This window comes from Vibrio mediterranei (assembly GCF_900088415.1).
Lineage (GTDB): Bacteria > Pseudomonadota > Gammaproteobacteria > Enterobacterales > Vibrionaceae > Vibrio > Vibrio mediterranei.
Genome location: NZ_FLLQ01000001.1, coordinates 1,063,605 through 1,083,570, shown reverse-complemented (window position 1 = coordinate 1,083,570; position 19,966 = coordinate 1,063,605). Strand labels below are relative to the sequence as shown.

Genomic DNA, 19,966 nt, shown 5'->3' with positions numbered 1-19,966 from the left:
TTCATTAACGGCTTAACCGATTAAGTAATTAAGTAAGAAGTTAAGTCGAGGACATAAGAACTGACTATAAAAACGAAACAAAGTATCTGAATACATGGAGTCTTACTGATGAAAACCTCTCTACTTGCTAGCGCAGTAGCTCTTGCTGTTTCTGCATCCTCCGCATTCGCCGCTGATTTAAAATTCGCACCTGGCGAAGACGCACGCTTTAACTGGCAAAGCTACGAAGAGCTGAAAAATATGGATCTGAAAGGTGAAACGGTCACCATTTTTGGTCCTTGGTTAACAGAAGATAAAGAGCTTGTTGAAAGTGTCATTGCGTATTTTGAAGAGGCAACTGGTGCCGATGTGAAATATTCAGGCTCTGACTCATTTGAACAGCAAATTGCGATTGATGTGCAAGCAGGTAGTGCACCTAACATTGCTATTTTCCCGCAGCCTGGTTTAGCGGCAGACTTAGCCTCTAAAGGTTTCCTAACTCCACTTGACCCTAAAATGGGTGATTGGATTAACGACAACTACGCCGCTGGTTCTTCATGGGTTGACCTAGGCACATTTGCAGGTAAAGACGGTAAAGACCATCTGTATGGTTTCTTTTATAAAGTTGATTTGAAGTCACTAGTATGGTATGTGCCTGAAAACTTTGAAGATGCCGGTTATGAAGTACCTCAATCAATGGAAGAGCTAAAAGCACTGACTGAACAGATTGTTGAAGATGGCGAAACACCATGGTGTGTTGGGTTAGGTTCTGGTGGTGCAACGGGCTGGCCTGCAACGGACTGGGTGGAAGATATGATGCTTCGTACTCAATCGCCAGCTGATTACGATAAGTGGACTACAAACGAACTCAAGTTCAATGATGAGAAAGTTGTTGGTGCTATTGAAGAGTTTGGATGGTTTGTACGTAACGATAAGTTCGTCGACGGCGGTGCACGTGCAGTAGCTGCAACGGACTTCCGTGATTCACCAAAAGGTTTGTTTACATCGCCAGCTAAGTGTTACATGCACCGTCAGGCGTCATTCATTCCAAGCTTCTTCCCAGAAGGTACAGAGCTAGGTGCTGACGTTGATTTCTTCTACTTCCCTGCGTATGAATCAAAAGACTTAGGGAAGCCAGTACTTGGCGCAGGTACTATGTGGAGCATTACTAAAGACTCTAAAGCAGCACGCGCATTTATGGAGTTCTTACAGTCACCAATCGCACATGAAATCTGGATGGCTCAATCGGGTTTCCTAACTCCGCATAAAGGTGCCAACGTTAATGCTTATGGCAACGACACTCTGAAGAAACAAGGTGAAATCTTGTTGGATGCGACGACGTTCCGTTTCGATGGTTCAGACTTGATGCCAGGTAAGATCGGTGCCGGTGCATTCTGGACAGGTATGGTCGACTACAGTGGCGGCAAACCTGCGAAAGAGGTCGCTGATGACATCCAAAAAACTTGGGATGCACTTAAGTAACCAAGGAAGTAAGTAACTTGGCGAAGTAACGCGATGCCGGTAGACGTAATTTCATTGGGTCGTCTATCGGCTTTCGCAATCTTGATATTCGTTAAGTCTCTCTATAAAGCGAGGTAATGATGGAACAGCTTTATTCCTCTTTATTTATCATGGCACTAGGCGTCGCTGGATGTGTGGTCTACTTCGTAGGCAGCAACTGGCTTCTCACTATCCTATTTCCTACCAGAAATGTCTCAAACCAAAAGATGGCACAAAACCTTAGACGAGCGGCAGCGATTCGTCCTTGGTTATTCCTTGGGCCTGCTTTGGCGTTTTTAGGCCTCTATCTTGTCTATCCAGTATTTGAGTCATTCTATCTGTCAATGCACGACAGAAATGCTGACAAATTTGTAGGATTAGGAAATTACATTTGGCTCTTCAACGATCCTGAGTTTAGAGAGTCACTATTTAACAATCTATTGTGGTTATTGGTTGTGCCTGCCGCCTCCACATTTTTTGGCTTGGTTATCGCAGCACTGACTGACAAAGTGAGCTGGGGGAATATTGCTAAGAGTTTAATCTTTATGCCAATGGCCATTTCGTTCATTGGTGCATCGATCATTTGGAAGTTTGTCTACGACTACCGTGCGCCGGGGTCGGAGCAAATAGGTATTTTGAATGCCGTGGTTGAGTACTTTGGAGGTACTGCACAGGCTTGGATAACCATCCCGTTTTGGAATAACTTCTTTTTGATGGTCATTCTTATTTGGATTCAAACCGGCTTTGCAATGGTTATTTTGTCTGCGGCTCTGCGCGGTATTCCAGAAGAAACGGTGGAAGCGGCGGTACTGGATGGTGCCAATGGAGTACAAATATTCTTTAAAATTCTCATTCCACAGATATGGGGAACGATTGCAGTAGTGTGGACCACAATCACCATTCTGGTTCTGAAGGTCTTCGATATCGTGTTAGCGATGACGAACGGTCAGTGGAGTACTCAGGTTCTGGCAAATATGATGTTTGACTGGATGTTCCGTGGTGGCGGTGACTTTGGCCGTGGTGCAGCGATTGCGGTCGTGATCATGGTGGCGGTAATCCCTGTCATGGTATGGAACATGCGCCAAGCTAGCGCTCAAATGGAGGGGCGATAATGACTGAAAAAGCCCAAACGGCGCCAAGTCTTGAAGAGAGTAACGCACGCTTTAGCTTAAGCAAATTGCGACGTTCGCCACTGACTATTTTGGTTCACGCTTCGGTGTTGCTGATTGTGATTCTATGGACTCTACCAACAGCAGGTCTGTTTATCTCATCGTTTAGGGACAAAGATCAGCTTGCTTTATCAGGTTGGTGGACGTCATTAACTGCTTCCGAGCAGAACCTAGTAGACCGTACCGGAGCACCCGATACTCAAATTCAGGAAGGTGACGTTTATGTACTCAAGGGACAATTACTTGTGGACGGCAAGCCTGCTGATGTACATGCTTTTGGTTTCTCTTCTCGCGAACCGACAAAATTCGTCCCTGGTGATGTTGCTGAAATGAGAAAGGGTGGCACGCTAACGGTAACGGAAGATGGCCACTACAAAATGACAGCACTCGAACCGTTCAAAGGCAAACGAGGGAAACGAATTTTCTTTACCGCTGTGGTGCCACCGAAGTTTGGTTTAGACAACTATCGTGAAGTACTTACGGCAGAAGGTATTGGTCGTTCGTTTATTAATTCTTTGACCGTTACTATTCCCGCAACAATCATCCCAATTCTTATTGCGGCGTACGCGGCTTATGCGTTGTCTTGGATGAGAATGCCGGGTAGAAACCTACTTATTGCAGTTGTGGTTGGTTTGTTGGTTGTACCTCTGCAAATGTCTTTGATTCCTCTTTTAAGACTTTATAACGACATTGGGGCTTTCTTCGGTGTCGGGGCGAAAACCTATTTGGGAATATGGTTAGCGCATACTGGGTTTGGATTGCCATTGGCGATTTATTTGCTGCGAAACTACATCTCCAGTTTGCCTAGAGAGATTATCGAGTCGGCGAAAGTGGACGGTGCGACTGACTTCGAAATATTCATGAGAATCGTTCTGCCGCTGTCGTTCCCGGCACTAGCATCATTCGGGATATTCCAGTTCTTATGGGTATGGAATGACCTTCTTGTTGCAACGGTATTCTTGGGCACTGGCGAAGAGCACATGGTACTCACAGCACGATTACGTGAACTATTAGGCTCTCGTGGTGGTAACTGGGAGATTTTGACAGCATCTGCATTTGTTTCGATTGCTGTGCCTTTGGGCGTGTTCTTTACGCTGCAACGTTATCTAGTTCGTGGCCTACTTTCTGGTTCTGTTAAGTAAGCAGTTCCTGATTCAACGATGAGAAGAAAGAAATGACAGGATTATCTCTAACAAACGTTAAAAAATCATACGGTGAAACTCAGGTACTGCACGGCATCGATCTGGACATCGACCAAGGCGAATTCATCGTATTCGTTGGGCCTTCAGGTTGCGGTAAGTCTACTCTGCTTCGAATGATTGCGGGCCTTGAGGACATCACTTCAGGTGAGCTTTGTATTGAAGGGGCTCGAGTGAATGAGTTGCCAGCCGCGATGCGGGGCATTGCCATGGTGTTCCAGACTTATGCTCTCTATCCGCATATGACCGTATACGACAATATGGCTTTTGCGATGCGCATAGCGAAGGAGCCGAAAGACGCTATACATGAGCGCGTTATGGAAGCCGCTCGTATGTTGCAACTTGAACCGTATCTTGATCGTCTGCCTAAGGCGCTCTCCGGTGGTCAGCGACAAAGGGTAGCGATTGGTCGAGCGATTGTTCGCCAACCTAAGGTGTTCTTATTCGATGAACCGCTTTCCAATTTAGATGCAGCGTTACGTGTTCAAACGCGAATCGAAATTGCCAACTTGAAGGAAGAGTTAACGGAAACCACGATGATTTACGTGACTCACGATCAAGTAGAAGCAATGACGCTCGCTGACAGAATCGTTGTCTTATCAGCCGGTAAGATTGAGCAAGTAGGCACGCCACTTGAGCTTTATACCAATCCGGCGAATGTGTTTGTGGCTCAGTTTATTGGCTCTCCGGCGATGAACATTAGTAAAGCGCGTATGGAGAAGGCAGGTGAGCACTCCTTGGTTACTGCAGAGAGTGGCCACAACGTAGAAATACCAATTGCAGCAGCACAAGAGCTCAATGGCTGTACGTTACAATTGGGAATCAGACCGGAAGACTTTTTAGTCGCTGAAGAGTCCGATGCACTTATGTCTGGGAAAGTGTTATTTGTCGAATCCTTGGGTGAAGTGACTCTCCTACATATTAATGTTGAAGGACATGATGAGACGGTCGTGGCAAAGTTACCAGGTATCCTTGATTTCCACAAAGGTGAAACCATTCACTTAAAAGCGCAACCAGAGAAAATTCACTTATTTAATGAAGAGGGTATTTCTTTGAAATATCTTTAGATAGAGGTTGTTAGCAATTATTCAAAGAGCTCCTTTCAGGGGCTCTTTAACTTTTAAGAGGTGAACCTAAACCGTTTCTTAAAGCAAATTGAATGAGCTCCGCCTTGCTATCCAAACCAAGACCAATCTGCATACGGTACTTGTGTGATTCAATGGTCCTTGGGCTTAGATGAAGCAATTCTCCACATTCTTTAGCGGATTTACCTTGAGCAAGTAACGATAAGATGGTCGTTTGCTTTAGCGTCAGTTTAATGAGTCGTTCATTGTCGGACTCTTGAGCAATACTGCCAGCATTGCCATGTAAACTTAAACGTAAATCAGCATGCTGCCAATAACACAACCACATTTCGGCGACCATTTTTATCTGTCGAGCTAGAGTCTCTGTGAACTCATCATAACCTCGTTCAAAGTTGGTTAACGATATTGCTCCCCACGGGTTGGCAAAGAAACTTAGGGGAATAATGGCGTGCCAACGTCCGCCTTGACGAAAAATACGTTTTAAAACGTATTGACTGGATGTCGCTAATTCTACTTCATCAAATACTCGATAAAGTGATTTCGTTTTGAGCAAGCGCAAGTAGTGTAAATGACTATCATCATCCGACAGATAATCGAACTTATGCAGGGGGGGGATAGTTTCACGAGCACTGGAGAGAGTTTTTTGATCTCGGAGTAGTATTGGAGAGTTTGGATAAACCGTTAGTCTATCCAAACCATAAAATTCAAGTAGTTCTGAGGCGCAGGCATTCCATGTGCCAACAAATTGCTCGATTTCTCCAGCATGCAGTTTTTGGGACTGAGATAAAATCAAAGACTCAAAATTCATTTTCGACATAAAGACTTATTAGCTTTTCAACATACACTAAAAATAATTATAGGCGCGTAGATGAAATTAGTGATCGTAACTTTGTTCTAAACAGAAAACTTCTTGAATCGTTTTTGTATTAGCTTGTACAGCGCGCTGAATAATCTCTTCATTTTCATAGCTTACTTGATTGAATGACCCATTCAGTAGACTGAATAGTGACTCAATATCAATCATCTGTTTATAGCTTCTGGTTTTCAGGTAATACAGACGGCGATATCGGGATAGTACACCAAGTATTGTCTTAAGCAGTTGGTGGGAAATAGTCTTTGATTTTTCTTCAGTGAGAGTCAGCAGAAATCGCTGATAAAGTTGCTCTATTCTATCGATATGGTTGAGTGTTAATGGTGATTCTAATAATGCGTGAGATAACTCAGTAACCAAGGTCTTCGCTTTTTTCAGCTGTGCAGGTGCTAGGGGGTATTCTCGTTGAGATAAAAGCTGTGACAAGATGAAGTTTGCAGTGGAAGTGGATTCGATGAACTCTTTCCATGTTAGGTTTGAAACAAAACCTCCCAAATGCGTTTTATATTCGACGAAACCTTCGCTACTTAATGCAATTATGGCTTCTCGCATTGGAGAAAGGCCTACATCATAAAGTTCTGCTAATTCGTTTACTCTGAGTTTTTGACCGGGTGGAAATTGATAATTAATGATATCGGATTTTAAGCGAAGTTTGGCTCGCTCTTTTGCTAGTGACATTCAGTACTCCTTAACCTGAACTACTTTGTAACTAATAATTGCCCGACTGAGTACCGTAAAACTACTGCATTATCGTTGAAAAACGATTAATTATATAAGTGAGATGTATGGTGGTCGATTAACCACTCCGTCAGTTGAATGTTTACTCGAAATTTAGACTACTAGTTAATCGCCATATTCGACGTGCTACTGAGGTTTTGAAATCTTCTTTACGCCGTAAGGGAGTTCAGAGAACAGCTTTGGAACTGTGACTGTGCTTGGTCCCTCTTTGGGCGGTTGCCAATCGAGCAGCATAATAGCAAGGACATTTCGATGTTCCCCATAAGCAAAATCAAAGTCGCCGGAAACTGATGGGATCATGCCTTTATCTTTGTCGATGGCTTTTTGTATCGACACTCTTGTTTTCGCTACAACAGGATCATCATCTAACCCAGCAAGCAAGAAACTTAACCCGACTTCTGCTACGACGTCTTCTTTAGTATGTAAAATGATGTCATCGATGTTTTTTCTAAAGTAATCGAAGATCCACTGGTGCTCTTTTTCGTCGACCAATCGTTGGTAATAACCCGAGTCTGCAAGGATAATATGCGTCATGCCGTAAAGTTTATTACCGAATTGCTGATTGCTTAATCGGTAGTCCTCACCATCAGGGTAAGTTTTTCTAAATGCAGCGATAAATTCATCAACAAGATCTTGTTCACCGATTTGCTTCAGCCAATAGGCTTGATTTGCTAGTTGAGCAGCCCAAGCTGTAATCATTTCTGGGTCAGTTAATACAGTTTCAAAATCGTATTGCTGTAAAATCGACCTTAGTTTTTTATCGTCTTTATGAACTACACCGTATTCATTCAGTCGTGCCAAATAGCGCAACAAGTCCAGTCCCATATAGAAATATTCAGGTTGCTCTTTAGTTGCTTCGTAGCGACGTTGGCTGCGTTCATCTTTGCCTTTTTTATAGTCGTTAAGTCTTTGCAGAGAATACGCTCGAATGGCTTTAGGCGTGGTTACATCAGCCGCAATTTCATTCACTCTAGAAGTTACGTTGGCAAGATCACCTAAAACGACAGCATTGTATCTAGGGTCTTGTGTTTGCCTATACATACGCAGTCCGAAGTGACCTTGTTTGTAGGCAGACAGAGTAAATAATTGTGACTCGTAGGTGTCTTTAACCACGTTTGCTGACGCCTGGAAATGTTGCTTGGTTGGTGGGGTATCAAGAGTGATGATACTAGCACCGGTTAGCAAAAATACGCTAACAATTATTGCAACGATCGCCTTGTTCATTTTCATAACGTGCAGCCTAAATGGTAAGTGAAAGGTGGATTGTAAAAAGTTATTAATAAACGTGTGTGATTTTGAGGTTAATTTTTATTCAGAATATTTATGAACACTTGATTTTAGATCCCTCACTTTTTCATTTAGCTTGGTTGTAGAAGCGCATAATTTGAAATCGAATTGTTTTTTCCTAGTCTATGTTATGCAGAGGCAGGGAGGCGGCGCTTCTGTCTAATTCTAGTACAGAAGGAGTGACAAAATGAGAACATTATTAGTGACACTTAGCTTGATATTCGTATCATTCTCAAGCTTTGCTGAAAATGGTGGTGCGCCAGGTACCATCTGTCAGATGGAGTCAGGACAAGTGATTACGACTCATCTGGAGCGTTGTCCTAAAAACACAACCAAACTCTGATCATCTATTAGTATGATTGAGAAACTAACACGAACCAGCTATATATCGCTGGTTCGTTTGGTCTTATAGGGGGAGGACGGGTTATACGGTAAAACGGGATACCAGTTGCTCTAACTGCGTTGCGCGTTGATTTAGATTGTCACTCCCGCTCTTATTTAGACCTGCAAGTTGTGCGGATTCACCACTTTGGTCTGAAATCACCACGATACGTTGAGCTATATCTTTACCGACAATCGCTTGTTCCTCCGTTGCCGTTGCAATTAGCGCGTTCATATCGTGAATATTAGCGATGGCTCGTTGTATTTCTTCAATGGCGGTAGCGGCATCATTGGTTTGACGTACCGTTTCATCTCCTCTAGTTCGGCTGGAGTCCATCGCTCTGACGGCTTCATCGGAAGCGCTTTTGAGTTGCTCGATCATCTGATGGATTTCGCCTGTGCTGTCTTGTGTGCGGCTAGCTAACTGTCGAACTTCATCCGCTACGACGGCGAAACCTCGTCCTTGTTCACCCGCTCGAGCTGCTTCAATGGCTGCATTTAATGCCAGTAAATTAGTTTGCTCGGCAATATCTTGAATAACGGTCAAAGAGGTAGAGATGTTTTTGACATCTTCTTCTAACTTACTGATAACTGAACTTGCCTGGAGGACTTCATCAGCTAGAGCTTGTACAGACGTTGCAGCTGTATTCACCGTTTGTTGGGCGTCTCGGGCATTTTCGTCTGCTTGCTGTGCTGATGTTGCAGCGCTAGTGGCGTTAGATGAAATTTCAGAGGATGTTGTCGTCATTTCAGTCATAGCTGTGGCTACTTGTTCGGTCTCTTCTCGCTGATTAGTAGCAAGGCTATCCACCTGCATTGCTCTTCCTTTCATCGCGCGAGTTTCTTCCACAACAATATGGCTGGTCTCCGAGACGTTGGTAATGATCTCCTGGAGACTGCTCACAAACGCATTGAAGTTCTCTCCAAGACGTTTAAATTCAGGTGCATCGAAGCTCTCCATTCTTGCAGTCAAGTCGGCATCACCTGTCGCAAACGTTTTTAGCGAAGCATCGAATTTATCAAGTGGCTTCATAATGCTTCGGTTGATGAAGGTAGCCATACCAAATACCACAACCAGTGTCAGTCCAGATAATAAAATGATAGTGATAATTTTCGCATTAAGCGCTTCTGTTGCTTGCTGCTCCATAGCAGAAATAGTGGTGTCTATGTCGTCTATGTAAAAACCAGTACCGAGTATCAAATCCCACTCAGGTATATATATCGAGTAGCTTAATTTAGCTTCAGGATTGGTTTGTCCTGGTTTAGGGAAATAGTAGGTAGTAAATGCATTAGATTTGGCGTTATTAATAAGATCTTTAATAAACAAGTTGCCTTTGCTGTCTTTAGCATCGATAAAGTTTTGGCCTAGACCTGAACCATTTTTACCTACAAGCAGACGATTGCCTTTCGAGTCATAGCCAAATAGATAGCCATTTTCTCCATATTCAAGATTTTTAAGTAGCTGAAGCACCTCTTCTCTCTGGCTTTTTTTCTCAATTAGAGGGAGAAGTGAGGACTTAGCAAGTTGTAAGTAGTTGCGCAGTTCTTGTTTCTTATTAACCAGCAAGCTTTCTCGGGTATCATCAAATTGTTGTTGGTTGAGTTCAGAAACCTTTGAGTAAGTGACTCCTAAAATTCCTAATGTAACGAGTAGTAAAGGAAGTATCGTTAAGACATACAACCGCTTTCGAATAGACAAATTCATAACATTCGTATCCTAATTATTATAATAAATACGCAATTATTGAGTTACGCATCAATAACAAAGCAAGTGGTGTGCCTAAAATTTATTCAGGGAATGGTGTTTGGAAAATAGTTCCTCTACCTGAATGGTTTATAAAGGTTGTGCCCTCAAGTCAGCTAATTTGAAGAAGTGCTTGTCAAATTTTCTATAACGGCTTTTGTTCCGTAACCGGAGAACGATTGCCGCTGAAATTACCGATTATATGATTCAGCGGACAAATCTTGCCATTTAACATATTGATGTGGTTTATCTATTTGAAAAATAAAGATAAAAATTAGTTTGCGAGTTGATTTCTTCGACTAAGCTATAAATGACGAAGTAAAGGAAATCGTCATTTTTGAACGTAATGACATGGAGAATAATATGAAAGCAGTCTTTATTTTTATGCTAGGCGTTATGTGTTCGTTCGCTTCTATAGCTGAGGAAGGAGGCGCACCAGGTAATATTTGTCTAACGGAAGCGGGTTTAGTTGTCACTACCCACCTCGATACCTGTCCGAAAACGATGACGAAGCTTTAATAACTTGAGGCAAAGTGTTGAACCAGCATTTATGCTGGTTCGTGTTTTTTCATGCACAAGCGATATATCGTGGTGGTATTAGCTATCAGAAATGTACCTTCGACTAGTGAACCGCCGATAGAGCCAATCCACATATTATGGGTAAACCAACATGCGGAGTTGAATAAAATTAAACTCCGCATTTTGATACCAGATGCGGAGAATAATGCCCATGTGCCCACTGCGGAACCAATAATTGGTAAGAGCTCTACAGGAGAGGATACATTGGGGAGGGTCATGCCAAGTAGAATAACAATGAAGAACCACATAGCGCGCTTAGAGCGAGTTTTAATGGAGACGAAAGCACGAATACCATTGATAGCGACACCTATTGCACCAACCACGGCCCCCATCATGGCGAAATGTATCATCATGATGAAGCAAAACGCGACCATACAGTAACGAAACCGAAGGTCGTCTTTTTGTAAAAATGCCATGATCCCAAAGACAAAAGCAATACCACCAACAAGTTGGGCGAATAGCATTAACGTCATTCTAATTGCTTCTCCAGATAGTTCAGGCAACTTTGTGGGCTGGATAAAACGGTAATGTCAAACTGACACTCCGCTAATGCATATGCCATTGACGCTTGCGCTAACACGATAGCATCATAACGGTCCGTAGAATGTGTACGATGCTCAGTGATAGTGTTTGCAATGCTTGAATTGAAAGCCTGCATTGAGCCCGCGACATAATGTTCCCACGCCGCAGGAATAAATAAAAACTCGAATTGAGAATGGTTGTTGGAGCTTTCTAGTAAAGATCGAGTGGGTTCTATCGTACTTTCAAGCGTAACAGCAACAAGTATCCGACTGTAGCCAATGGTTTGTTCTGCCATCGGTCGGTCGACTCGAAAAACACGGTTATCAGGGTAAGCATCCACAATTGGGCCCAGGGTTGAACAAGTGCAAACAATAAAGTCATAGCCTTGAGTAAGCCGCTGGCTTAAATAATCTTGAATCTGCTTGACGATAGAGGGAGTTGCCCCTGTTTTGCGTATGTTGCTTAGAAATGATTCTTGGACATCGTGGAATATGTCATGTTTAGGGAGCGATGTTGCGGCTAGAGGTTTAAAGAGGGTGATGTTGCTCGCTAAAGTGTGCAGGAACAAAATCTTCATAAAAATCCTTTTCGTTATTGCTTGGGAGGCTCCTTCTGAAGCCTCAACAATACAGATTAATTATTCACTAATGCAACCGCTTCACGGGTAAGTCGAGCAAGTTCTTCCCATTCTCCAGCTTCGATTAGCTTTTTATCAACCATCCATGTCCCACCACAAGCGAGTACACGAGGGATCGCTAGATAGTCTTTGATATTCTTAGGGTTGATTCCACCAGTTGGCATTAAGCAAATATCACCGTAGGGTGCCAACAGTGATTTCACCATACTAACGCCACCAGATGCTTCCGCTGGGAAGAATTTTAAAGTAGTGAGCCCCATTTCCAACGCCGCTTCAACCGTACTTGGGTTATTGACTCCGGGTACAATGTCAATCTCAAGCTCTTGGCACGCTTTAACGGTATTTGGGTTGAATCCTGGTGAAACAATAAATGTCGCTCCCGCTTCTTTTGCTGCAATCACTTGCTCGCGATTTAAAACAGTACCAGCTCCAATCAACATATTTGGTTGCGTTTCTCTTAGCAAACGAATCGCTTCGACCGCGGCTTCAGAGCGGAAAGTGATCTCAGCGGCAGGTAGGCCGTTTTCAGCCAGTACTTTGCCTAAAGGGATAATATCTTCCGCTTTGTCGATAGCGATAACAGGGATGACTTTAAGCGCCTGTAATTTTTCGTTGATAGTCGACATGTAAATTCCTTATTTTTCTTGGGTCACGACATCAGTCGCAGTCTTGGGGATTATTGCCCCTTTATGTTGAATTACGATTCCCGCGAGACGATTGCCTCTCTGACAAGATTGCTCCATTGAGCCACCAGCGAGATAACAGGAGAGGAAGCCACCGTTAAATGAGTCGCCCGCCGATGTTGTATCTACAACATTTTTCACGGGCTGCGTGGGAACGGTTAGGGATTGCTTGCCAAAGTTTTCTGAAACTAAGCAACCCTCTGAGCCCAGTTTTAGCACAACATTTTTGATGCCCTCACTATGAAGTCGTTCTATGGTTGCTTGAGGATTGAGGTCTCCCCAAATTAGCTTTTCATCATCAAAGGTGACCAATGCTATATCAGTAAGTTGATACATCTGGCGGTAGTTTTCTTTGACGGTAATAAGTCCATCTGAAGGCCACAAAGCTGGACGATAGTTGCTATCAAAGCTTATTTCGATATCATTTCGTTTTAGCTCGTTAAGTAAGCCGAAAAGTTTGACTCGATCTTCAGTGGGTAAAATAGCTAAGCTAATGCCGCTGAGAAAGACCATGTTTGTCGACTTTAGATCGTGAGCAATGGCGTCAAAATTAGGGTGTTGTAACAGGTATTTTGCTGCTGACTGGTTACGCCAATAGAGAAACGTCCGTTCCCCTTGTTCGTCTAGCTGAATAAGATAGAGGCCAGGCGTTCGATCCCCGTCACGCAACACGAACTGCGTATCGATATTTTCATCTTGCCAACGCGTAATCATTCCTTCGCTGATCGCGTCGGTTCCCAAAGCGCTGACAAAGGAGGTTCTTATTAAGGTGTCCTCAGAGTTAAGCTGACAGCCACGGTTCAAATAAACCGCGGCATTAAGCGTATCTCCACCAAACGTCTGATGCATCTCACCAAATGGTTTCCCATTTAGTTCAATCATACATTCACCAATGATGGCGATATGTTTCATCGCAAGTCTCCCAATTACTTGATGGAAAAATAACGCTTGGCGTTGTTAAAACAGATATCTTCAACCATAGGACCTAACAGTGATAGGTCGTTTGGTACTTCGCCATTTTCCGCCCAGCGACCAATCATGTCACACAAGATACGACGGAAATATTCGTGGCGAGTGTAAGAAAGGAAGCTGCGAGAGTCTGTCAACATACCAACAAACTGGCTTAGTAAACCCAGTTGAGACAACTGTTCCATTTGTCGCTGCATGCCATCTTTTTGGTCGTTAAACCACCAACCAGAGCCAAATTGAACTTTGCCCGCAATGCCGCCACCTTGGAAGTTTCCAATCATCGTCGCCATCATTTCGTTATCACGAGGATTCAGGCAGTAAAGAATGGTTTTAGGTAGTTCATTACTTTGATCCATTTCATCAAGAAGATGAGCTAATTCGAATGCGAAGGTACGGTCACTGATGGAGTCGAAGCCGGCATCTGCACCAAGCATTTGGAACATGCGCGTATTGTTGTTTCGCTGTGCGCCAATGTGCAGTTGCATTACCCAACCTAGCTTGGCATAGCGTTTACCTAACCAGACTTGTACCGCAGTAGAAAACTGTGCGCACTCTTCTTCTGTGAGTTTTTCTCCGCTTAAGCGGCGTTTTATCAGGTGGTCTAATGCTTGCTCTGATGGAACTTGTGCGTAACGAACGATTTCAATGCCATGATCGGCTGCACGACAGCCGTGAGCATCGAAGTGAGAAAGACGTCGATCAAGTGCGTCAAGCAGGGTTGCGAAACTGTTAATCTCAACATCTGCTGCGCGGCCTAATAACGTCATATAGTCTGCAAAACCATCCAGCTCAATTTTGAAGGCTTTATCAGGACGCCAACTAGGCAGTACTTCAATATCGAAACTTTCATCATCAGCAATCGCTTTATGATGTTCAAGCGTATCGACTGGGTCATCAGTTGTCCCGGCCATGACAACATTCATTTGCTTCATAATACCGCGTGCTGAAAACTCAGGCGTTTGTAGCAGCTCGTTACAATGGTTCCAAATGGTGTCAGCCGTCTCGGGACTAAGTCGCTTCCCTGTAATACCAAATGGTCGACGCAACTCTAAATGCGTCCAGTGATAGAGCGGGTTACCTAACGTCATAGGCACTGTCTTAGCCCACGCTTGAAATTTGTCGTAATCAGAGGCAGAACCTGTGATCAATTGCTCTTGAATACCAGCTGAGCGCATACCGCGCCATTTGTAGTGGTCGCCTTCAAGCCAAATTTGACCGAGGTTATCGAACTTACGATTGCTTGCAACTTCGGCTGGATTTAAGTGGCAGTGATAATCGTAAATTGGCTGGTCCGCCGCATGCTCATGATAAAGGCGGCGAGCAGTTTCATTACTCAGTAAAAAATCTTCACATAGAAAGTCTTTCATCATTAATTCCTTAACTCACCCTTAAAGTGCCGCGACGGTCGCTTTTGCACCATTGTCGATTAGTGATTGATAAGCGCTCGAAACGGCGTCTATAACCTGAAGGTCACGGCCAATATCAGCTGGGAAAATTGCTTCGATGCCAAGTAATGCTGGGACGACAGTGACATTCAGACCGTGCTGTTCGCAGACACTACGAAGCATCGTCGCCATTGGGTCGCGGACGTCGATTTCGTTACCTTGCTCATCAACACCAGACACATAGCGCATCCAGCCAGCGATACCTGCTGCAAGCCATTTAAATTCAGAACCTTGGTCTAGATGGAATTTTAGGCTTCCTCCCATACGTTGAGGGATCTTTTGGCTACCATCCATCGCGATCTGCCAAGTCTTATGTTTTAAGCTAGGGTTAGTGAAACGATCAATGAGCAGCTTGGCGTAAGCTTCTAAATCTGTCCCTTCGGGCATCTTAAGCGATGGGGCTTGCGCTAACATCATCATATCGAAAGCGGCTTTGCGATAACCGGCATCTGTCATCGTGTCTGAGATATGAGCGTAACCACCGAGGTAACCTAAGTAAGCTAAGAATGAGTGACTACCGTTGAGCATTCTTAGCTTCATCTCTTCATAAGGCACAACGTCTGCGACAAACTCTGCACCAGCAATGTTCCAATCTGGACGACCAGCTACGAAGTTGTCTTCAATTACCCATTGACGGAAAGGTTCACAAGCAATACCACATGGGTCTTCAACGCCGAGTAGTTCAGTAATTTCACGTAGCGTTTCTTCCGTTGCAGCAGGAACGATACGGTCTACCATAGTGCAAGGGAAAGTTACGTTTGCTTCAATCCAGGCACCTAGCTCAGCATCTAGTAACTTGGCGAATTCTAAAATAGCCGCTTTCGCCACGTGACCGTTTTCTTGTACATTGTCGCAAGACATGACGGTAAATGGTGATAGACCACGTTCGCGACGAACTTTCAAAGCTTGAACTATGTAGCCTAGTGCTGATTTTGGAGAAGATGGGTTTTCTAAGTCGGCAATGACTAAAGGATTGTTCTTATCTAGTCGACCAGTAGCAGGGTCTGCGCAGTAGCCTTTTTCAGTGATAGTCATTGAAACAATGACGACCTGTGGTTCGGCCATTTTTTCAATAACAGCATCGATGCCGTCTAAACTTGGGTGTAGAGATTCTGTTACTGAACCAATGACCTTGACGTCTGTCGATAGAGCGCCTTTTTCAGCGACACTATATAAATGATCTTGCGCACGTAGCGAAGTAATTAATTCTTCTCCACCGAAAAGGTTGATTTCACAAATACCCCAGTCACTTTGTGATTTTCGCGCAACTTCATCAGTAAAGAGTCCTTGGTGTGCGCGGTGGAATGCACCGAAGCCTAGATGAACGATTCGTGATTTCAGCTCAGAACGCGGGTAGTTAGGTTGGCTTACAGATGCGTTCAGTGTGTGGTTACTGATATTTGTCATTGAATCGGTTCCTTATTTAGCCGCTGAAAGTGGAAACGCATCACCATTTTGATATGTGTTTCCGTTAACGATGAGTTGACGTTTTTCGCTGTTTGGAAGGTTCAGCGTTAATGTGTCATATGCCGGCAGGAAGTCACCGGTACGAGTAATATTCAAAGTAATGGTGTTGTTGTCGCAAACCATTTCGATATTCAAAGTAATATGGTTGCCTGTTAGATAACCGTTAGACTCACCGTCATCATCAAAAATGCTACATTGAGTCTGTCCTACCCCTTGAAGTGGGTAAATATTTAGGCCACGACTGTCATCTTTTTGGGCGTTGGCATTAGCGATTCTCGCACTTGTCGGGATCACTGCACCTGCACGAGCAAGCAGAGGGATGCGCTCTAGTGGTGCGGCGACGGAAATGGTGTTACCAGCGCTATACCATTGACCTGTGTAGAAGTCGTACCAACCATCCTCGTTATTTGGAAGGTAGATGTCACGTTCACGTTGTCCTTCTTCTACTACGGAAGCGACGAGTAGATCTTTGCCTAGCAGGTAGTCGTCATTTTCGATAAACGTATTTTCATCATGCTCATGGTCCAGGAACGTAGGGCGAAGCATTGGTTCATCATGAGTATGAGCCTGATACAACGAATCATAGATGTACGGAAGAAGCTGGTAACGAATCTTCATTGCGTCACGTATAATAGGAGTGACAGTTGGATGCATCCAAGGTTCGTTAACGCTGCCATCGTCATTCCAAGAGTGGATGGTGAAACGTGGGTGCATAACACCGTTCTGTACCCAACGAGCGAAGAGTTCAGGATCAGGCTTGTCACCCGAGAAACCACCAACATCATGACCAAGGTTATACAAGCCAGACAAGCTCATACCTAAACCCATTTTGATATTGTATTTTAAGCTGGTCCAGTTGGTTCTGTTGTCACCACTCCAAGTTTGAACGTAGCGGTTCATCCCAGGGCACCCTGAGCGTGAAATCAAGTATGGGCGAAGTTCTGGAGCAAACTCGGTTTGCGCTTCGTAAGAAGCACGCATCATGAGTAATGGTTGCAGCGGGCGAATCAAGCCAACAGGAATCTCTTTGCCGAAACCGAAGCAACGTGCACTCTTGTCCCATATCTCGTATTCGTTGTTGTCATTCCAAGTAGAATCGATGCCTTTCTCTAATAACTGCTCTTTAACATTGTCCTGCCACCACTTGATAGTTTCTGGATTGGTAAAATCAAGGTGTGAGCCGTCCGCGTCCCAGAACACCGAGTTTTCTGGTACGTCATACTCGGAATCTTTTATGAACAAGCCTTTCTCTTTGACTTCATCGAAACGAGGGTGATCATGTAGCAAACAAGGCTTAATATTTGCGGCTAGCTTCAGCCCATGAGCATGGAAATGGTCTGACATTGCATTTGGATTAGGAACTTTTTCGTAGTTCCAGTTGAAGACATAGCGTTTGTCCCCGATAGACGTATAACCCGAAGAAAGTTGGAACGAGTCACAAGGAATACCGTGCTCTGCACATTGGTCTACAAAACCTTCTAGTAGCTCCTGAGAATTAGGTGCGTCTGTGTATTGCATGGTTGAGCCGCTGTAACCCAAGCTCCATTTTGGACCAAAGGCAGTGCCACCAGTTAAACGGACAAACTGTTGAGTCACATTTTTGATGCTTTCGCCGTACATGAAATACAGATCTAGGTCACCGTCTTCGGCACGATAGCTACGGTATTTGATGTGGTAGTTATCCAGCTCATTTCCTAAATCAAACCAGCAACTTGCTAAGTTGTCATAAAAGACACCAAACGATGCGCCACTTTCATCAGAGGTCGTTTTAGTGATATAGAAAGGAACATGTTTGTACAGAGGATCGGTCTTGCTTGCGTCATAACCCATTGCATCGAGGTTGCGCATCTCAAAACGACGACCTTCACGATTGAGGTTGCCAGTCTTCTCTCCAAGACCGTAGTATAGTTCGTTGTCACCACGATTCATAAAGTGGGCAATACCTGGTTCACTCACACCCAATTGGTATGCGCCTGTTTTGCGATCTTTAGTTAATGGTTTCCACTCACCGTTTACTTTATGTTCCCACTCCATCCATAGAGGCTGGTGGACGGTTAAACGCAACTGCTCTGTCTCGATGCGCAGAGTATCTTGGTTTTCATAGAGTTCGAAAGTAGGTAAGGTGAACCCCTCTAGTGACATTCTGTCGCGACCTTCCCATGGTACATCGTTACCATCGGGTGCCACCATCCAAGTTCTGTCAAGGCGAAGAGTATTGTAACGTTGGAATAACACACGAATTAGATGGTTCTCTAGCACGAATAAATGAAGAGTGTGTTTGTCGTCGCAGCTTAGAATGATTTCGTTATTATTTTGCTGCTTAAATTGCCAGTTTCTAATGGTCTTCACTTTAGAATTCCTTTCAATAGAGAGAGCCCAAACGGGCTCTCAGAATGATATTTGGTGAGATTAGTAGCCTAGGAATAGTTGAGGTAGTATCAGGCTTACTTGAGGTACGAAAGTCACTAGCATTAGTGCTAGTACCAATACAGCGTAGAAAGGCAGTAATGGTTTGATAACTTTGTCGATCCTCACATCGCCTACAGAACAACCGATAAATAGTGCACTACCTACAGGTGGAGTACAGATACCGATACATAGGTTGAAGGTCATCATGATACCGAAGTGAACTGGATCCATACCTAGGTCCATCGCGATTGGAAGGAAAATAGGTGTAAAGATCAGTAGCGCTGGTGTCATATCCATGAAGATACCGACAATAAGCAGAATCAAGTTGATGATCAGTAGAATGATCAATGGGTTTTCCGATACGGCTAATAAGGCATCACTTATCATATAAGGGATATCAGCGTTCGCCATTGCCCACGACATGCCCATTGACGCACCAATAAGTAGTAAAACAATGGATGTCGTAACGACAGATTCAAGAATGATGCCCGGAAGCTGTTTGATCGATACTTCACGATAGAAAACTACAGCCAGCAATAGCGTATAAACAACAGCAATGGCAGATGCTTCAGTTGCTGTGAAAATACCACCGATGATACCGCCCATGATGACGATGATTAAGCTCAGCGCTGGTAAAGCATCAAGTGTTTTCTTAATGACGACAGAGGTAGATGGCTTAGCGGCAACAGGATAGCCTCGTTTCTTCGCAATAATAGCGGCAACGATCATAAGGCCAAGGCCCATAATCATTCCTGGGATGTAACCCGCTAGGAAAAGTGCGCCGATTGATGTGCCACCGGAAATAAGAGAGTAAACAATGAATGTGTTACTTGGTGGAATCAATAGGCCTGTTGGACACGAAGTAATGTTAACAGCTGCAGAGTAGGCTGGGTCATAGCCTTCCTTCTTTTGTAGCGGTGCCATAGTGCCACCAACAGCTGCGCCAGAGGCCACGGCTGAACCTGAAATAGCACCAAACATCATGTTAGCAAGTACGTTTACGTGAGCTAATGACCCTGGGAGGCGGCCACCAAGTACTTTTGCGAATTCAATAAGGCGAAGTGCAATACCGCCTTGGTTCATGATATTACCCGCTAGGATAAAGAATGGTATTGCTAGTAGAGCAAAGCTATCAAGGCCGGATGCCATTTTCTGAGAAATAACGGCGATAGCGGCATCAAAAGGTAGTGTCATCATTACCGTTAATAATGACGCAATACCAATAGCGAACGAAATAGGAACCCCTAATCCTAGGAAAAGGAAAAAGCTACCAAATAAAACAATAATTATTTGCCATTCCAC

The 19,966-nt window shown here is 44.0% G+C and carries 18 protein-coding genes; 6 read left to right on the top strand and 12 right to left on the bottom strand.

The annotated features are described in order from the left end of the window. Positions 1-108 precede the first annotated feature (108 nt). The 4 genes from VME0621_RS04840 (at position 109) to VME0621_RS04825 (ending at position 4,914) form a co-directional block, all read left to right on the top strand. Positions 109-1,461: an ABC transporter substrate-binding protein gene (locus VME0621_RS04840; RefSeq protein ID WP_006070304.1), complete on the top strand. Its 1,353-nt coding sequence runs from the start codon at positions 109-111 to the stop codon at positions 1,459-1,461. A gap of 116 nt (positions 1,462-1,577) precedes the next feature. Beyond that, positions 1,578-2,591: a carbohydrate ABC transporter permease gene (locus tag VME0621_RS04835; RefSeq protein ID WP_231892907.1), complete on the top strand. Its 1,014-nt coding sequence runs from the start codon at positions 1,578-1,580 to the stop codon at positions 2,589-2,591. Next, positions 2,591-3,790, top strand: a complete 1,200-nt coding sequence (locus VME0621_RS04830) for a carbohydrate ABC transporter permease (RefSeq protein ID WP_062456216.1) — start codon at positions 2,591-2,593, stop codon at positions 3,788-3,790. The genes VME0621_RS04835 and VME0621_RS04830 overlap by 1 nt, the downstream gene beginning before the upstream one ends. Positions 3,791-3,822: 32 nt before the next feature. Then, positions 3,823-4,914: an ABC transporter ATP-binding protein gene (locus VME0621_RS04825; RefSeq protein WP_006070307.1), complete on the top strand. Its 1,092-nt coding sequence runs from the start codon at positions 3,823-3,825 to the stop codon at positions 4,912-4,914. 46 nt (positions 4,915-4,960) lie between these two features. Here the strand turns inward: VME0621_RS04825 and VME0621_RS04820 are convergent, their stop codons facing one another. The 3 genes from VME0621_RS04820 to VME0621_RS04810 form a co-directional block, all read right to left on the bottom strand. Beyond that, on the bottom strand, positions 4,961-5,749 hold the full coding sequence (locus VME0621_RS04820) for a helix-turn-helix transcriptional regulator (protein ID WP_062456213.1): 789 nt from the start codon (positions 5,747-5,749) through the stop codon (positions 4,961-4,963). Between the two features lie 57 nt (positions 5,750-5,806). Beyond that, positions 5,807-6,481: a GntR family transcriptional regulator gene (locus VME0621_RS04815; RefSeq protein WP_006070309.1), complete on the bottom strand. Its 675-nt coding sequence runs from the start codon at positions 6,479-6,481 to the stop codon at positions 5,807-5,809. Positions 6,482-6,667: 186 nt separating this feature from the next. Continuing rightward, positions 6,668-7,771 (bottom strand): DUF3541 domain-containing protein, encoded by a 1,104-nt coding sequence (locus VME0621_RS04810; protein ID WP_082795462.1) that lies wholly within the window; start codon positions 7,769-7,771, stop codon positions 6,668-6,670. Positions 7,772-8,015: 244 nt separating this feature from the next. Here VME0621_RS04810 and VME0621_RS26785 point away from each other — a divergent pair, with 244 nt between their 5' ends. Further along, a complete protein-coding gene (locus VME0621_RS26785) occupies positions 8,016-8,171 on the top strand; it encodes a hypothetical protein (protein ID WP_006070311.1) in 156 nt (51 codons plus the stop codon). A gap of 81 nt (positions 8,172-8,252) precedes the next feature. On the opposite strand, the gene VME0621_RS04805 is transcribed toward VME0621_RS26785, so the two are convergent. Further along, positions 8,253-9,914 (bottom strand): methyl-accepting chemotaxis protein, encoded by a 1,662-nt coding sequence (locus tag VME0621_RS04805; RefSeq protein WP_031493454.1) that lies wholly within the window; start codon positions 9,912-9,914, stop codon positions 8,253-8,255. A gap of 402 nt (positions 9,915-10,316) precedes the next feature. Here VME0621_RS04805 and VME0621_RS26780 point away from each other — a divergent pair, with 402 nt between their 5' ends. Further along, positions 10,317-10,472, top strand: coding sequence for a hypothetical protein (locus tag VME0621_RS26780; protein ID WP_006070313.1), 156 nt, complete (start codon positions 10,317-10,319; stop codon positions 10,470-10,472). Positions 10,473-10,501: 29 nt separating this feature from the next. Here VME0621_RS26780 and VME0621_RS04800 read toward each other — a convergent pair whose 3' ends face one another. The 8 genes from VME0621_RS04800 to VME0621_RS04765 are packed head-to-tail and all read right to left on the bottom strand — an operon-like array spanning position 10,502 to position 19,966. Then, entirely contained in the window at positions 10,502-11,005 is a 504-nt protein-coding gene (locus VME0621_RS04800) for a YgjV family protein (protein ID WP_062456210.1), read from the bottom strand. Continuing rightward, positions 11,002-11,631: a hypothetical protein gene (locus VME0621_RS04795; RefSeq protein ID WP_062456207.1), complete on the bottom strand. Its 630-nt coding sequence runs from the start codon at positions 11,629-11,631 to the stop codon at positions 11,002-11,004. Before VME0621_RS04795 ends, VME0621_RS04800 begins: the two co-directional genes overlap by 4 nt. A gap of 56 nt (positions 11,632-11,687) precedes the next feature. Then, the gene (locus VME0621_RS04790) at positions 11,688-12,317 is read right to left on the bottom strand and encodes a bifunctional 4-hydroxy-2-oxoglutarate aldolase/2-dehydro-3-deoxy-phosphogluconate aldolase (protein WP_062456204.1); all 630 of its coding nucleotides are present in this window, start codon (positions 12,315-12,317) and stop codon (positions 11,688-11,690) included. Between the two features lie 9 nt (positions 12,318-12,326). Beyond that, positions 12,327-13,286 (bottom strand): sugar kinase, encoded by a 960-nt coding sequence (locus VME0621_RS04785; RefSeq protein WP_062456201.1) that lies wholly within the window; start codon positions 13,284-13,286, stop codon positions 12,327-12,329. A gap of 14 nt (positions 13,287-13,300) precedes the next feature. After that, entirely contained in the window at positions 13,301-14,710 is a 1,410-nt protein-coding gene (gene uxaC / locus VME0621_RS04780; RefSeq protein ID WP_038227453.1) for a glucuronate isomerase, read from the bottom strand. Positions 14,711-14,731: 21 nt separating this feature from the next. Next, positions 14,732-16,195 carry a fructuronate reductase gene (locus VME0621_RS04775; RefSeq protein ID WP_062456198.1) on the bottom strand — a complete coding sequence of 488 codons (1,464 nt, stop codon included), beginning with the start codon at positions 16,193-16,195 and terminating at the stop codon, positions 14,732-14,734. 12 nt (positions 16,196-16,207) lie between these two features. After that, positions 16,208-18,604 carry a glycoside hydrolase family 31 protein gene (locus VME0621_RS04770; protein WP_062456195.1) on the bottom strand — a complete coding sequence of 799 codons (2,397 nt, stop codon included), beginning with the start codon at positions 18,602-18,604 and terminating at the stop codon, positions 16,208-16,210. Positions 18,605-18,664: 60 nt separating this feature from the next. Continuing rightward, entirely contained in the window at positions 18,665-19,966 is a 1,302-nt protein-coding gene (locus VME0621_RS04765) for a TRAP transporter large permease (protein ID WP_062456192.1), read from the bottom strand.